The sequence below is a fragment of the Cupriavidus pampae genome (assembly GCF_914271485.1).
Taxonomy (GTDB): domain Bacteria; phylum Pseudomonadota; class Gammaproteobacteria; order Burkholderiales; family Burkholderiaceae; genus Cupriavidus; species Cupriavidus pampae.
This window is the reverse complement of record NZ_CAJZAG010000006.1, coordinates 457,012-472,066: the sequence shown is the minus strand read 5'-3', so window position 1 is coordinate 472,066 and position 15,055 is coordinate 457,012. Positions and strand designations below refer to the sequence as shown.

The 15,055-nt window shown below is 66.2% G+C and carries 14 protein-coding genes and 2 riboswitches; of the genes, 4 read left to right on the top strand and 10 right to left on the bottom strand.

The window, feature by feature from the left end; translation table 11 throughout:
* Positions 1-40: 40 nt before the first annotated feature.
* Entirely contained in the window at positions 41-1,993 is a 1,953-nt protein-coding gene (locus tag LDO41_RS17540) for a lytic transglycosylase domain-containing protein (protein WP_223990417.1), read from the bottom strand.
* A gap of 122 nt (positions 1,994-2,115) precedes the next feature.
* Here LDO41_RS17540 and LDO41_RS17535 point away from each other — a divergent pair, with 122 nt between their 5' ends.
* The gene (locus tag LDO41_RS17535; protein WP_223990415.1) at positions 2,116-2,718 is read left to right on the top strand and encodes a 5-formyltetrahydrofolate cyclo-ligase; all 603 of its coding nucleotides are present in this window, start codon (positions 2,116-2,118) and stop codon (positions 2,716-2,718) included.
* A 7-nt stretch (positions 2,719-2,725) separates the two neighbouring features.
* Here LDO41_RS17535 and metF read toward each other — a convergent pair whose 3' ends face one another.
* From metF to ahcY, 3 genes are all read right to left on the bottom strand, one after another.
* Complete coding sequence (gene metF, locus LDO41_RS17530; protein ID WP_223990413.1) at positions 2,726-3,556, bottom strand: methylenetetrahydrofolate reductase [NAD(P)H]; 831 nt, start codon at positions 3,554-3,556, stop codon at positions 2,726-2,728.
* A 3-nt stretch (positions 3,557-3,559) separates the two neighbouring features.
* A complete protein-coding gene (locus LDO41_RS17525) occupies positions 3,560-3,907 on the bottom strand; it encodes a phage holin family protein (RefSeq protein ID WP_223990411.1) in 348 nt (115 codons plus the stop codon).
* An 84-nt stretch (positions 3,908-3,991) separates the two neighbouring features.
* Positions 3,992-5,410 carry an adenosylhomocysteinase gene (gene ahcY / locus LDO41_RS17520; protein ID WP_223990409.1) on the bottom strand — a complete coding sequence of 473 codons (1,419 nt, stop codon included), beginning with the start codon at positions 5,408-5,410 and terminating at the stop codon, positions 3,992-3,994.
* 136 nt (positions 5,411-5,546) lie between these two features.
* A riboswitch (S-adenosyl-L-homocysteine riboswitch) is annotated at positions 5,547-5,622 on the bottom strand.
* A gap of 67 nt (positions 5,623-5,689) precedes the next feature.
* Here ahcY and thiD point away from each other — a divergent pair.
* Positions 5,690-6,523, top strand: a complete 834-nt coding sequence (gene thiD, locus LDO41_RS17515; RefSeq protein ID WP_223990407.1) for a bifunctional hydroxymethylpyrimidine kinase/phosphomethylpyrimidine kinase — start codon at positions 5,690-5,692, stop codon at positions 6,521-6,523.
* A 4-nt stretch (positions 6,524-6,527) separates the two neighbouring features.
* Positions 6,528-6,944 carry a PGDYG domain-containing protein gene (locus LDO41_RS17510; protein ID WP_223990405.1) on the top strand — a complete coding sequence of 139 codons (417 nt, stop codon included), beginning with the start codon at positions 6,528-6,530 and terminating at the stop codon, positions 6,942-6,944.
* A gap of 11 nt (positions 6,945-6,955) precedes the next feature.
* Here the strand turns inward: LDO41_RS17510 and LDO41_RS17505 are convergent, their stop codons facing one another.
* The 6 genes from LDO41_RS17505 to thiC form a co-directional block, all read right to left on the bottom strand.
* Positions 6,956-7,396, bottom strand: a complete 441-nt coding sequence (locus LDO41_RS17505) for a PaaI family thioesterase (protein ID WP_223990403.1) — start codon at positions 7,394-7,396, stop codon at positions 6,956-6,958.
* Positions 7,397-7,508: 112 nt separating this feature from the next.
* Positions 7,509-8,633: a thiamine phosphate synthase gene (locus LDO41_RS17500; RefSeq protein WP_223990401.1), complete on the bottom strand. Its 1,125-nt coding sequence runs from the start codon at positions 8,631-8,633 to the stop codon at positions 7,509-7,511.
* Complete coding sequence (locus LDO41_RS17495; RefSeq protein WP_223990398.1) at positions 8,630-9,478, bottom strand: thiazole synthase; 849 nt, start codon at positions 9,476-9,478, stop codon at positions 8,630-8,632. The genes LDO41_RS17500 and LDO41_RS17495 overlap by 4 nt, the downstream gene beginning before the upstream one ends.
* Positions 9,479-9,481: 3 nt before the next feature.
* Entirely contained in the window at positions 9,482-9,679 is a 198-nt protein-coding gene (gene thiS, locus LDO41_RS17490) for a sulfur carrier protein ThiS (RefSeq protein WP_223990519.1), read from the bottom strand.
* Between the two features lie 11 nt (positions 9,680-9,690).
* A complete protein-coding gene (locus LDO41_RS17485) occupies positions 9,691-10,953 on the bottom strand; it encodes an FAD-dependent oxidoreductase (RefSeq protein WP_223990396.1) in 1,263 nt (420 codons plus the stop codon).
* 4 nt (positions 10,954-10,957) lie between these two features.
* A complete protein-coding gene (gene thiC / locus LDO41_RS17480) occupies positions 10,958-12,835 on the bottom strand; it encodes a phosphomethylpyrimidine synthase ThiC (RefSeq protein ID WP_223990394.1) in 1,878 nt (625 codons plus the stop codon).
* A gap of 113 nt (positions 12,836-12,948) precedes the next feature.
* Positions 12,949-13,050: riboswitch (TPP riboswitch) on the bottom strand.
* A 163-nt stretch (positions 13,051-13,213) separates the two neighbouring features.
* Here thiC and LDO41_RS17475 point away from each other — a divergent pair.
* On the top strand, positions 13,214-14,899 hold the full coding sequence (locus LDO41_RS17475) for an acyl-CoA dehydrogenase family protein (protein WP_223990392.1): 1,686 nt from the start codon (positions 13,214-13,216) through the stop codon (positions 14,897-14,899).
* The last annotated feature ends 156 nt before the right edge of the window (positions 14,900-15,055 follow it).

The following is a 15,055-nucleotide window of genomic DNA, read 5'->3' as shown; positions in this document are numbered from 1 at the left end:
GATCACGCAACCAACCATCGACCCACCCTGAGGTGAATCCTCAGGGCAAGCTGGTCGTCGTGACCGAGGACGGTGCGACCGAACCCAGGCGATCCTTGAGCGACTGGGGACGGCCACTCATCAATGCAGCATAGTACGTGGCATTGGAGAGGACATTCTTCACATAGGTTCGCGTTTCCGTGAACGGAATCGTCTCTGCAAAGATCGCGCCTTCCACGGTCCGGTTCAGCGAACTGCGCCAGTTCTTGGGGCGTCCCGGGCCCGCGTTGTAGGCGGCCGACGCCAGCGTCCACGAACTGTCGAGGTCAGTTAGTACCATGCTCATGTAATTCGTACCGAGCAGGATGTTGATATTGGGATCCCCCATCATCGTCGGCGAGAAGTCGGTCATGCCGATCTTGCGCGCCACGTACTTGGCGGTAGCGGGCATGACTTGCATCAGGCCATGCGCGCCGGCCGAGGACCGTGCATTCATGATGAAGCGCGATTCCTGGCGGATCAGGCCGTAGGCCCATGCCATGTCGAGCCCCACATCGTCGGTCGCCCGTTGCATGATGTCGCGATACGGCATCAGGAAGCGCAGCGAGAAATCGTGCTCGGTCTTCGTGCGGTCCGCGGTATTTACCGCGCGGTCCAGCAACTCGATGCGGCGCGCGTAGTCGGCGGCGGCGATCAGCTCGCGATCGCTCATGCCGCGCAACTCCCAGTTCCACTCCCGATTGCCTTCGAAGCGCAGGTTCAGGTCATAGAACTTCTGCGCGCGCACAAAACCGGGGCGCGTGCGCATGGCGGTGGCCTCGGCATCGCTCACCACGGTGCGGACCGGCAGCGTGATGCGATTGCCAAGTTCCTCGCTGGCCAGCTGTCCATAGAAATTGAACTGGCCCGCAATCGCTTCGTACTGCGCGCGCGCCTCGTCCGGACGCTTGTCCGCGGCCAGCGCGCGGCCGTACCAGTACGTCCACGCCGGATCCTTGGCGCGCAGCTCGGGCCGCATCAGTTCGATCGACTGACGCACCTGGCGCCAGTCGCCCTGACGCAGCGCGGCGCGCACGCGCCATTCCTGTGTTTCATCGGACAGCCATTGATTGCCGCCGAGGTCGATCTGCCGTCGGAAGTAGCCGGCCGCCTCGGGCGCGAGCTTCTTGGCCGCGTACTGCCCCACCACGCCCCATGCCGCACCCTGCTCGTCGCGCGACAGGCTTGCGGCGCTGGCGTTGAGGTAGGCGGCCGCCTGCGACGGATCGTTGCGCGCCATCTTGACGATGGTCGCCAGCGTATCGCTGTCGCCACGCGAATCGGGTGCCGTGGCCGCAATCCGCGCGGCCAGCGTGGTGTAGTTCTGCTCGAGCGCCTGCCGCGCCTGGAACGCGACGTCGCTGCGCTGAATCTGCTGGCTCTGCGCGAGGTAGCTGATCAGGTCGACGCAACCCTCGCCGTAATAGCGCACGTCGAACAGGGCCGCGCGCGCCTCGGCCGCGACGTTCTGGCCCTTGAGTGCGCGCGACAGCAGCGCGTAGCACTCCACCTGCGTGTCGTCCTTGAGCATGAACTTCGGATACTCGGCATCGAAGTTGGCCCAGTCGCGCTTCTTGCCGAGCACCAGCAGCCAGTCATTGCGCATACGGTCGGCGATCGCCTCGCCCTGATACCGCTGCAGGAACGTGCGGACCTGCTCGTCGGGCGCATCGATGCGCGCCAGGCCGCTGCTGTCGAACATTTGCGGCTTGATGCGGAAGTACTCGACGTACGAAGGGATCGGATAGTCGACGAGCGCCGCCGACAGCGTGGCCGCACGGTCAACGTCGTTCTTGCGCGCGGCGTCGCGCAGCGCAACGAACGCGTCGTCGGGGTTGCTCGGAATCGTCGGCGCCTGTGCCTGAACCGCAGGCGCGGGGCGCTTCTGCGCATAGACCGGAGTGGCCAGCAGCGCACCCGCAAACGCGATCCATGCGGCACGTCCGGCACTGCGCAGATATACTCCCTTGAACATGCTTCGTCTTCCTCGTCGATGGCGCGCGGCCGCAGGTCGCTGGCCGCACCGCCTGATATTCAGTATGGGTCCGGGGTCCGGACGAATGTGTCCAGACATTTGGCCGAACATTATTGCACGCCATGCTCCCCGCCAAAGCCCCAGACAACCCATCCGACACCCCTCAATTCTCGCTGCCCGAAGACCGCCGCGCGCTGCGCACGCAACTGTTGACGCAACGGGCCGCGCTGGCCGATCGCGCCGGCGCCGATCGGCGCATCGCCGAGGCGCTTGCCGAATTGCTGGAGCGCCTTGCGGTGCACTGCGTGGGGTTCTATTGGCCGATTCAGCAGGAATTCGACGCGCGTGCGGTCGTTGCGCGCTGGCTCGGGGGCCTGCCCGGACGGCGCGCGGCGCTGCCCGTGGTCATCGCGCCCGCCACGCCGCTCGACTTCCATCTGTGGACCCCTGACACGCCGATGCGCGCAGGGCGCTACGGCATCCCGGTACCCGATGGCACCGAGGCCGTGATGCCCGACGCGCTGATCATTCCCTGTGTCGGTTTCAGCGCCGATAAGTTCCGCCTCGGCTATGGAGGCGGCTTCTACGATCGCACGCTGGCGGCGCAATCGCCACGGCCCGTGGCGATCGGCATTGGCTACGAAGCGTGCCGGGTGCCGCTGCGCGCGGCCCCACACGATCTGCCGATGGAGTGGATCGTCACCGAGGCCGGGACGATCGCATAACTACGCGTTACAGCTTCAGCCGTTCCCAGATCGCCTTGGTGGCGCCCGCGGTGTTCAGCGTGTAGAAATGCAGGCCCGGCACGCCAGCGGCAAGCAGGCGCTCGCACAGCGCGGTCACGACGTCGAGACCGAACGCGCGGATCGACTCGCGATCGTCGCCAAAGCCTTCAAGCCGCTTGGCCACCCAGCGCGGCACTTCGGCACCGCACATCTCGGAGAAGCGCATCAGCTGCGAGTAGTTCGTGATCGGCATGATGCCCGGCACGATCGGCACTGCCACGCCCTGCGCGCGCACGTCGTCGACAAAGCGGAAGTACGCGTCCGGGTTGAAGAAATACTGCGTGATCGCCGAGTCGGCGCCGGCCTTGACCTTGCGCACGAAGTTGTCGAGGTCGTGACGCGGCGAACGCGCCTGCGGGTGGTATTCGGGATACGCCGCCACCTCGATATGAAACCAGTCGCCAGTCTCTTCGCGGATAAACGCGACGAGCTCGTTGGCGTAGCGGAACTCACCGATCTCGCCCATACCGGACGGCATGTCGCCGCGCAGCGCGACGATATGGCGGATACCGGCATCACGATAGGTCTTGAGAATCTGGCGCACGCTGTCGCGCGAGGAGCCCACGCACGACAGATGCGGCGCGGCTTCGATGCCTTCGCGCTGGATCTCGAGCACGGCGTCGAGCGTGCCCTGCTGCGTGGTGCCGCCAGCGCCAAACGTCACCGAGATGTACTTCGGCTGCAGCGGCGCCAGCTGCGCGCGCGTGTTGCGCAGTTTCTCCGCGCCCTCGGCGGTCTTCGGCGGGAAGAATTCGAAGCTGTAGTAACGGTCGGTCATGAGTCAGTCTCGATCCCGCAGCAACAGGCTGGACAGGATCCACGAGATCACGCTGTACAGGATGGACCCGAGCAGCGCGGCACCGAAGCCCTGCACGACAAAACCTTCCAGCAGGTTGCCGACGAACAGGAACAGCAGCGCGTTGATAATGAAAATAAACAGGCCCAGCGTCAGCAGCGTGACCGGAAGCGTCAGGATGACGAGAATCGGCCGAATCAGCGTGTTGACGAGACCCAGCACCAGCGCGGCGATCATCGCCGAGCCGAAGCCACCGAGTTCGATCCCGCTGATGACGTTGCCCACGAGGAACAGCGACGCGGCATTGATGATCCAGACGGCCAGCAATCTCATATCGACTCCTTGGTAACGAAGAACGGGAATTCGGTCATGGCGGACCGCCACGAGTGGCGGTCCGCGCGGGCACTACGCTATCGATTAATAACGATAGTGGTCAGCCTTGTACGGGCCTTGCTTGCTCACGCCGATGTACGCGGCCTGCTGCTCGGTCAGTTCGGTCAGCTGCGCGTTGAGCTTCTTCAGCTGCAGGCGCGCGACCTTCTCGTCGAGGTGCTTCGGCAGCGTGTACACGCCCACCGGGTACTTGCCGGTATCGCGCTCTTGCCAGAGTTCGATCTGCGCGATGGTCTGGTTCGCGAACGAGCTGCTCATCACGTACGACGGGTGGCCGGTGGCGCAACCGAGGTTCACGAGGCGACCCTTGGCCAGGATGATCAGCTTCTTGCCGTCCGGGAAGATCACGTGATCGACCTGCGGCTTGATCTCGTCCCACTCGTACTTCTCGATCGATGCGATATCGATCTCGTTGTCGAAGTGGCCGATGTTGCAGACGATGGCCTGGTCCTTCATCTTGGCCATGTGGTCATGCGTGATCACGTGATAGTTGCCGGTGCAGGTCACGAAGATGTCGCCGTGTTCCGCGGCGTAGTCCATCGTCACCACGCGGTAGCCTTCCATCGCGGCCTGCAGTGCGCAGATCGGATCGATTTCCGTGACCCATACCTGTGCCGACAGCGCGCGCAGTGCCTGCGCGCTACCCTTGCCCACGTCGCCGTAGCCGGCCACGATCGCGACCTTGCCGGCGATCATCACGTCGGTGGCGCGCTTGATGCCGTCCACGAGCGACTCGCGGCAACCGTACAGGTTGTCGAACTTGCTCTTGGTGACCGAGTCGTTGACGTTGATGGCCGGGAACTTGAGTTCGCCGCGTTGCGCCATCTGGTACAGGCGGTGCACGCCGGTGGTGGTTTCCTCGGTCACGCCGCGGATCGCTTCCAGGTTACGGCTGTACCAGCTCGGATCCTTGGCCAGCTTTTCCTTGATCGCGGCGAACAGGAACGTTTCTTCCTCGCTGCCCGGGTTGGCGATCAGCGTCGGATCCTTCTGCGCGCGCGCACCCAGGTGCAGCAGCAGCGTGGCGTCGCCGCCGTCGTCCAGGATCATGTTCGGCGTGCCGCCATCGGCCCAGTCGAAGATGCGGTGCGTGTAGTCCCAGTATTCCTTGAGCGACTCGCCCTTGAACGCGAACACCGGCGTGCCCGATGCGGCGATCGCGGCGGCGGCGTGGTCCTGCGTCGAGTAGATGTTGCACGAGGCCCAGCGCACGTCGGCGCCGAGCGCGCGCAGCGTCTCGATCAGCACGGCGGTCTGGATGGTCATGTGCAGCGAGCCCGCGACGCGCGCGCCCTTGAGCGGCTGCGCGGCGGCGAATTCGTCGCGAATGGCCATCAGGCCCGGCATTTCGGTTTCTGCAATCGCGATTTCCTTGCGGCCCCAGCCTGCAAGGTTGATATCGGCGACGATGTAGTCCTGCTTGAGTTCGGTCACGGCGTTCATGTTCACTCCGGGTTGAAGAGTGGCGACGGTGACGAGTGGGAATAGTGCCCCGGGCAGCGAAGGTATTCCCAAAGGTATTCCTTCAGGTGACCCATACTGCGGGCTGAAAAGTCGACTCGCCTCCGTGAGTGCCACGGATCAGCGAGCGCCGTTGAAGACATCCGAGCCTGGCGAATGACGCGGGGTCATCCGTTGCAACGCTCCTCGGAGTGGCGGTATTGTAGCGTGCTCGGCCGCGCGTGTCGCCAATCCCCTATTTTTTTCTCTATGTCCCGGACGATGTCACCCCAGCCAAACCGGCCACCCCGCACGCTGACCATCGCCGGCTCCGACTCGGGTGGCGGCGCCGGCATTCAGGCGGACCTCAAGACTTTTGCCGCGCTTGGCTGCTTCGGCATGAGCGCGATTACGGCAATCACCGCGCAGAACACTCTCGGCGTCACCGGCGTGCACGCAATTCCAGCCGAGATGGTCGGCGCGCAGATCGATGCCGTGGCCAGCGATATCGGCGTGGATGCCGCCAAAACCGGCATGCTCGGCACCGCCGTGATCGTCGCGGCCGTGGCCGATGCCGTGGATCGTCATGCGATCCGCCGGCTGGTGGTCGATCCCGTGATGATCTCCACCTCGGGCGCCACACTTGCCGACGATGCCACCAATCAGGCCATGGTCCGGCTGCTGTTTCCGCGTGCGATGCTCGTCACGCCGAACCTGCCGGAAGCCTCTTATCTGCTCGGCCGGCGCATCGCGCGACGCGCGGACATGGAGAGCGCCGCCGCGGACCTGATCGCGCTTGGCTGCCACGCGGTATTGCTGAAGGGCGGGCACCTCGAAGATGGCGATGGCGATCAGCTCGATGACCTGCTGATGACCGCCGATGGCACAGTGCGCGTGTTCTCGCATCCGCGCATCGATACGCCAAACCTGCACGGCACGGGCTGCACGCTGGCGGCCGCCACGGCGGCTCAACTTGCGCGCGGGGATACGCTGACCGACGCGGTCGCCATCGCGCTCGACTACGTCGCCGCGGCGATTGCCGCCGGCGCATCGCTACGACTCGGCGCCGGCAACGGCCCGCTCAACCATACGTTCGCGCCACGCGCGCTGGGCTGACATCATGACCCTGCTGGACCATATCGACCTGCGGCAGGACGCCGCCGCCGCGCTGTACGTGAAGGAAGAAACGGTACGGGTGGAATTTGCCGCGGAGCCGGGCGAGCTGATCAGCCGCGAGGGGCCCAATCGCTATCGCGTGGGCGATGCCATCGTGACGGGTAGCACCGGTGACCGCTGGTGCGTGTCGCGCGATCGCTTCGATGCGCGCTATGACGCGTTGGCCGACCAGCCCGGGGCGTATCGCAACAAGCCGGTGCCGGTGCTGGCGAAGGAAATGCCGGAGCCGTTCTCGATTGCACGCTCGGCCGGTGGCGACGTGCTGCACGGTAAAGCGGGCGACTGGCTGATGCAGTACGCGCCCGGCGATTACGGCATTACCGAACGCGCACGCTTTCTGGCGGTGTATCGACGCGCCTGATTGTCGCCGTCTCAGTTCCCACCGCTACTCATCGGCACCAGCTTGAACGCCGCGCGCGCGACGCACACCACGTTGCCGCTGGCATCCTTCGCCTCGCCGTCGCAGAACGCGATCTTGGCGCCGCGACGGATCAGGCGGGCCTCGAAGGTCAGCTCGCCGCGCGCGCCAGCCAGAAAGTGCGTCGACATGTCGATGGTGATCACGCCGACATCGAGCGGCGCATGCGAGCGCGCGGCGCCGCTGAGCGTGAAGTCGAGCACCGCCATCAGCGTGCCGCCGTGCACATCGCCACGGCTATTCACGATCCGGTCACTGGCCGGGAGGCGGGTGCGGCACAGGCCCTCTTCCATATGCATCGGCTGCAGGCCGAGCAGCCGCATCAGCGGCACATCGATACCAAAATAGGGGCGGTCAGGTGTGCCGGGCGCGGCCGGGATGATCTGCGTGTCCAAAACAAGTATCCTCTCGTAGTTCCGCGTAGCGGAACTACGATCCGCCACGTGCGAGTCAGAGGATATGCGCAATCGGCGCCGCGCTCCAGTACCGGGCGCGGCGCCGCCGCAATCAGCGTTCGAACATCGCCTTGAGGCGAGTGACGGCAGCGGGCACGTCCGAGGCCTCCGTGATCGCGCGGACGACCGCCGCGCTCCGGACGCCGACGGCCAACACCTCGGGCAGATTGGCTGCGTTGACGCCGCCGATGCCGACCAGTGCAGGGATAACGGGCTGCATCAGCTTCACATACGCCTGGAAGCGTCCCATGCCCTGCGGCGCGGTCGGCATCACCTTGGTCGTGGTCGGGAAGATCGCGCCAAGTGCGAGATAGCTCGGTGAAATTGCCGCCACACGCAACATCTCGGCATACCCGTGCGTGGACACGCCGAGCCGCAGGCCCGAAGCGCGAATCGCGTCGAGATCCGCCACGTCGAGGTCTTCCTGGCCAAGGTGAATGCCATAGATGCCGCTATCGGTGCCCAGTTGCTGGTGCAGTTCGATGGCGACGCGCCAGTGGTCGTTGATAAACAGCCGCGACGCAGAACCCTTGGCAGCCCGCGCGGCACGCTCGATTTCGACGCGCACGGCTTCGCCCTCGGGCGACTTGAAGCGCAACTGCACGGTCGGCACACCGAGCGGCACCAGGCGCTCGATCCATTCGGCCGTCGGCACCACCGCATACAGACCGAGATCGGCCGGACACGGCGCGAACGGCGGCGGCAACTGCTCGGGCGCCGCGAGCGCGGCGTGCCGCACACGCGGAAAGCGCGCGAAGTCGGTGGGCCAGTCCTGCTCGCCCGTCTGCCATGCCCGCGCGAGGCACAGCGCGTCGTGCGCGGGGAAGTGCAATGCGCGCGCGGCCAGCAGTACCGACACGAACGCAGGCGGATGCGCCGCGTCGCTATCGGCGTGCGACTCAAGCACCCACACGCCCATCGGCGAACGCACGGTATCGACCCAGCGCCCGCCTTCGCGTTCGGTGGCGATCAACGTTGCGCCGGCCGTGGCCACGCGCGTGATCACGTCTTCGGTCACCTCGTCGTCCGCCAGCACCACATCCTGCGGCGCCAGCGCGGCTGGTGCGTCGGCTAGCGGCCACGCACGCCACGGCGTTTCGTCGCGCCCGAAGGTGGCGCCAAAGCGCGCGAGCAGGGACTGATACAGCGCGGCGTCAAACGGACCCTGTCGCGTCATGCGCGGTCCTCCGCGCCAGCCGCATGCCAGAACGGCATGCCGACCACGGGTGTGCTCGCCTGCGCGACTTCACGTTCCGGAATCGGTCCCGCGAGATAGGCGGTTCGACCTGCCTCGACGGCCAGTGCAAATGCGCGCGCCATATTCACCGGATAGGCCGCCTGCGCGACCGCGGTGTTGAGCAGCACGCCGTCGTAACCCCACTCGAGCACCTGCGCCGCATGCGACGGCAGGCCGAGTCCGGCATCAACGATCAGCGGCGTGTCGGGCAACCGCTCGCGCAGCGTGCGCATCGCATGCGGATTGATTGCGCCACGGCCAGTACCGATCGGTGCGGCCCAGGGCATCAGCGCCTGGCAGCCCACATCGAGCAACCGGCGGCACAGCACGAGGTCTTCGGTGCAATACGGCAGCACCTTGAAGCCATCGCGGATCAGCGTCTCCGCCACGGCCGGCAGATTCAACGTGTCCGGCTGCAGCGTGTAGTCGTCGCCAATCAGTTCGAGCTTGATCCAGTCGGTCTCGAACACCTCGCGCGCCATCTGCGCGGTGTTGATAACTTCCTGCGCAGTAAAGCAGCCGGCGGTATTGGGCAGCACCGGCACGCCGAGCGTGCGCAGCATCTGCCAGAACGCCTGGCCGCCAAGGGTCTGGCCCTCGGCATTGCCGACTGCGCTCTGGCGCCGCAGCGCCACGGTGATCATCGCGGGACGCGAGGCCTCGATCGCGGCCTCCAGCGTGGCCGGCGACGGATAGCGCGCGGTGCCGAGCAGCAGCCGCGACGCGAACGATTCGCCATAGAGCACGAACGGGTCGCGTAGTGTCTCGGCGGGTTCGAATGCCATGGTTCAGCCTCCGGTTACGGGTTGCACGAGGTCGATCTGGTCGCCGGCCGCAAGCGGCGTGGCCGCATGCGCGGCGCGCGGCACGAACTGGCCGTTGACGGCCGCCGCAAACGGCGGCGCAATGGCGGCCGCCGCTACCGCATCCGCCAGCGTGGCGGCATCGGCGAGTTCCAGCGAACGACCGTTGAGCAAAATTTCCATCATGCGTGGTATCAGTGAATCGTGTCGCCGCCGTCGATGACCGACGCCGCCGGCACGACAGCTTCGTAGTGCGCATCGAGCGCCGACTCGTCTACCGCTTCGATCATGCCGGGCCAGCGCAACGCCGCGGGCACCGCATGCGCGGCGAGGTCGCCGTTCAGCAGCGCGCGCACGACCTCGCACGCAGCTTCGGTCACGGCCGGCGAAATCATCCAGCCATGCCGGTACAAGCCGTTGACGCGCACCACGCGCGCCCCCTGCTCGACGCGGATCGACGGCAGATGGTCGGGCCGCGTGGGCCGCAGCTGCACATTGAGTTCGAGGACACGTGCCTCGCCAAACGCCGGATGCAGCGAATGCGCGGCGGATAACAGCTCCAGCGCCGAACGCACGCTCATGGGCGACTCGTCCTCGCTCTCGAGTTCGGTGGCGCCAATCACGTACATATCGTTCGGCTTGGGCGCGATATAGATCGGGTAACGCGGATGCAGCAGCCGCACCGGCCGATGCAGCGACACGTCGGGCGCGTGCACGCGTACCACCTCGCCGCGCAGTCCGCGCAACCCCGGCATCGCCCCACTCGTCTTGCCCTGCGTGCTGGCCGCTTGCGTAGTGACCGGGGTGGTGACCTGAGGCCATGCGGCACGCGCGCCAAGGCCGCGGCAGTCGAGCACGACGTTCGCGCGAATCCCCAGCGACGGCAACATGTGCTCGTCAACCTCGCCGACTTCCCACAGGCAATGCAGGCCTTCGGCAACAGCGCAGGAGAGCAGCGCGCGCATCGCGCCGCGATTGTCGATCTGCCCTTCTCCCTGCAGCAGCAGCCCCTGCGTAAAGCGACCCGCGAGATCGGGCTCCACCTCGGCCACGCCACGTCCGTCGAGCGTGCGCAGTTGCGCCGCGATCATCTCGGGCGGCGCCACCGCGCGCATGCGGCTCGTGAACATCGCTAGCTCGCCGCGATCGCGCGCATGCCACACCACGAGCGTGCCGTCCTGTTGAAAGAACACAGGATCGGGCAGCTCTTCGACCCAGCGTTTCCACAAGGTCAGGCTGGCCACGCCGAGATCCACGATGCGCCGCTCCGCGATGGCCGATTCGGCCAGCGGCGCGAGCATCGCGGCCGCGACGTACGCGGCCGAGCCGGTACCGTCGGGGCTACCGCGCTCGACCAGTGCCACGCGGGCACCGGCGCGCACGAGCAGCCAGGCGGATAACCGCCCGGCCAGGCCGCCGCCGAGAATGGCGACGTCATAGTACTGCGCTGCAGTCATCGGCTTACGAGTAGATCTTGCCGCCCTGACGGACGAACTCGATCGACTTCTCCTCCATGCCCTTCTGCGCGGCCGGCAACGATGCCGCGTAGTCGCGCACTTCCTGCGTGATCTTCATCGAGCAGAACTTGGGACCGCACATCGAGCAGAAATGCGCGATCTTGGCGCCTTCGGCCGGCAGCGTGGCATCGTGGAACGAACGCGCGCGCTCGGGATCGAGGCCGAGGTTGAACTGGTCTTCCCAGCGGAACTCGAAGCGCGCCTTCGACAGCGCGTTGTCGCGCAGCTGCGCACCGGGCCAGCCCTTGGCGAGGTCGGCCGCGTGCGCCGCGATCTTGTACGTGATGATGCCTTCGCGTACGTCCTCCTTGTCCGGCAGACCCAGGTGCTCCTTCGGCGTGACGTAGCACAGCATCGCGGTGCCCATCCAGCCGATGTTCGCGGCGCCGATGCCGCTCGTGATGTGGTCGTAGCCCGGCGCGATGTCGGTCACCAGCGGTCCGAGCGTGTAGAACGGGGCCTCGTAGCAATGCTTGAGTTCCTCGTCCATGTTCGCCTGGATGCGTTGCAGCGGCACGTGGCCCGGGCCTTCGATCATCACCTGTACGTCGTGCTCCCACGCCTTGGCGGTCAGTTCGCCGAGCGTGCGCAGTTCGCCGAACTGGGCGTCGTCATTCGAGTCCGCGATGCAACCCGGACGCAGGCCGTCACCGAGACTGAACGACACGTCGTACGCCTTCATGATTTCGCAGATCTCGTCGAAGTGCGTGTACAGGAAGTTTTCCTTGTGGTGGGCGAGGCACCACTTGGCCATGATCGAGCCACCGCGCGAGACGATGCCCGTCACGCGGTCGGCGGTCATCGGCACGTAGCGCAGCAGCACGCCAGCATGGATCGTGAAGTAGTCCACGCCCTGCTCGGCCTGCTCGATCAGCGTGTCGCGGAACATCTCCCACGTCAGGTCCTCGGCGATGCCGCCGGTCTTGTCCAGCGCCTGATAGATCGGCACCGTGCCGATCGGTACCGGCGAATTGCGCAGGATCCATTCACGCGTCTCATGAATGTGCTTGCCCGTGGACAGATCCATGATGGTGTCGGCGCCCCAGCGGATCGACCACACCATCTTCTCGACTTCCTCGGCCAGCGACGACGTCACCGCCGAGTTGCCGAGGTTGCCGTTGATCTTCACGCGGAAGTTGCGGCCAATGGCCATCGGCTCCAGTTCCACGTGGTTGATGTTGGCGGGGATGATCGCGCGGCCCGCGGCAATTTCCTTGCGCACGAACTCGGGCGTCATGTCCTCCGGACGCAGCGGCAGGTTGGCGCCGAGCGCGTTGCCCGGATGCTGGCGCAGCAGCGCGCGGTATTCGGCCTTGTCGTACAGCGCCTGCAGGTTCAGCGACTCGCGCAGCGCCACGTATTCCATCTCGGGCGTGATGATGCCGCGGCGCGCGTAGTGCATTTGCGACACATTGGCGCCCGGCTTGGCACGGCGCGGATTGGTCAGCTGCGCGAAACGCAGATGCGCGGTGGCCGGATCGTTCGCACGGGCCAGGCCGTACTCGGACGACAGGCCCGGCAGCACGATCGTATCGTTGCGCTCGTCGATCCATTTGGCGCGCACGGGCGGCAGACCGGACTTCAGGTCGATATGCACATCCGGATCGCTGTACGGACCCGAAGTGTCGTACACGGGAATCGGCGGGTTGGGCATGTCGCCCTTCTCGGTCTTCGTGGACGTCTGCAGGATCGTGCGCAGCGGCACGCGCAGATCCGGGCGGCTGCCCGTCAGATAGGTCTTGCTGGATGCCGGATAGGCGAATTTCTGGTCGAGATCGCTTTCGAGCGATTCGAAAGATGCGGCGGGGGCAGTACGGGCCATGAGTGTCGTCCTCTCTCTTGCGGGGATGGACGAAACCAGGAGCCCAGTGAGCCTGCCAGGGTCCCTGAGGGTCCGGAGGCGGAGCCCCGCGAGAAAGCGGGACTGGAGCAGTTCGGTTCTTACGTGAAACTTCCCACGCCGGTACTAGCCGGATCGGGTTCGAAGGGACTCTCTCAGCCGCACGGCCCATCCGTACGGCACCCCTGTTTCATCCAACGGGGTGAATTTAAGCACAAGGGGCCGCGCGCCGCCACCCGGAATTTTGTTTTAGCAGCATTGCGATGCGGTTTTGAATCTGCCCGCCCGGATGTTGCGCCGCGACATATTGATGCCGCCAGTTGCCGTACCATCGTGCCAGCCGCCCGCTCAGGAGACGTCATGACCACGGAAACCGCAGAGACGCATCGCGTGTTCAATCAGGTACCGGACCTCGCGCACTACAACCTGTTCGAGACCGATCCCGGCCTGCGCGCGGCGCTCGCGCGGCTGGGCGGCGGCTGGCACGCCGACGCGCTGTCCGCTTACGGCGCGCAGCTCGGCACTCCAGAAGTGCAGCATTGGGCAGCCGAAGCGAACCGGCTCACGCCTGAACTCCATACCCATAGCCGCACCGGCGAACGTATCGATGCCGTCACGTTTCAGCCCAGCTGGCATGCGCTGCTCGGCCTGCTGCGCGCGCAACAATTGCAGGCGCTGCCGTTCGCCGAGCCGCGACCGGGCGCGTGGGCCGCGCGCACGGCGGGCTACTTTCTGCAGGCACAGGTGGAATCAGGCGCGCTGTGCCCCGTCACCATGACCTTCGCGAGCATTCCGGTGCTGCGCAAGGAACCCGCGCTGTGGCGCGATCTGGAGCCGCGCCTGTTCGCGCGTGAGCACGACGCGCGCGACCTGCCCTGGCGCGACAAGTCCGCGATCATGATCGGCATGGGCATGACCGAGAAACAGGGCGGCTCCGACGTGCGCGCCAACACCACGGTGGCCACCCCTGTGCGCGGCGAGGGGCGCGGTGCCGAGTACGCGCTGACCGGGCACAAGTGGTTTTTCTCCGCGCCGATGTGCGACGCGCACCTCGTGGTGGCGCGCATGGGCGCCGCCGACGGCCCGATCTCCTGCTTCTTCGTCCCGCGTTTCCGCGACGACGGCAGCAAGAACCCGATCCTGATTCAGCGGCTCAAGGACAAGCTCGGCAATCGTTCCAACTCGAGCAGCGAAGTCGAGTTCCGCGACGCCACCGGCATTCTCATTGGCGAGGAAGGCCGCGGCATTCCGACCATTATCGAGATGGCCACCAGCACGCGGCTCGACTGCGTGATCGGCAGCGCCGCGCTGCTGCGCGCGGGCCTGGTGCAGGCCGTGCATCACGCGCGTCACCGTCAGGCCTTCGGCCGGCTGCTGGCCGACCAGCCGCTGATGCGCAATGTGCTGGCCGACCTCGCGCTCGAGAGCGAAGCCGCCACGCTGCTGATGATGGCGCTGGCTGATGCGTTCGAGCGCGCCGACAACAATCCGGACGATGGGCTGGCGGCCGCGTGGAAGCGCGTGATCACGCCGGCCGCCAAGTTCTGGATCTGCAAGCGCGCGCTGGAGGCCACCGGCGAAGCGATGGAAGTGTGGGGCGGCAACGGCTACGTCGAGGATGGCCCAATGGCACGCCTTTATCGCGAAGCCCCGGTCAACTCGATCTGGGAGGGCTCGGGCAACATCATGTGCCTCGACGTATTGCGCGCGCTGCAGCGCAATCCCGACGATGGCGCGCGCATCCTGCAGGACCTCGCACGACTGTCCAACGGACACGCGGCCGTGCGCGCTGAGCTCGCCTCGCTGCAGGCGATGCTGCGCCAGGCGCCCGAACAGTTGGAAGCCGGCGCGCGGCGCTTCGCGCAAGGGCTTGTGCTCACCGCGCAGGCCGCGCTGATGCTCGCGCATGCCGATGCGGGAGTTGGCGCGGAAGCCGCCGAACAGTTCGTCGCGAGCCGGCTCGGCCGTCAGCATGGCCGCGTGTTCGGCACGCTCGATGGCGACCCTGCTCTGCTGCATCGGATCGTCGGGCACGCGTGCCCGTGAGGGGTTGCACAGGGGGCTGATTGGGCCGCGCATGCACCGCTTTCGGGCACGCCGGTACGTGGCTCAAGTCTGTTCAGACGGTGTCCGTAAACACAGTGGCGTTCTCCCGGCATGTGCATGGTCATGCCACCGGGCAGGACATGGACATCTCCGTCG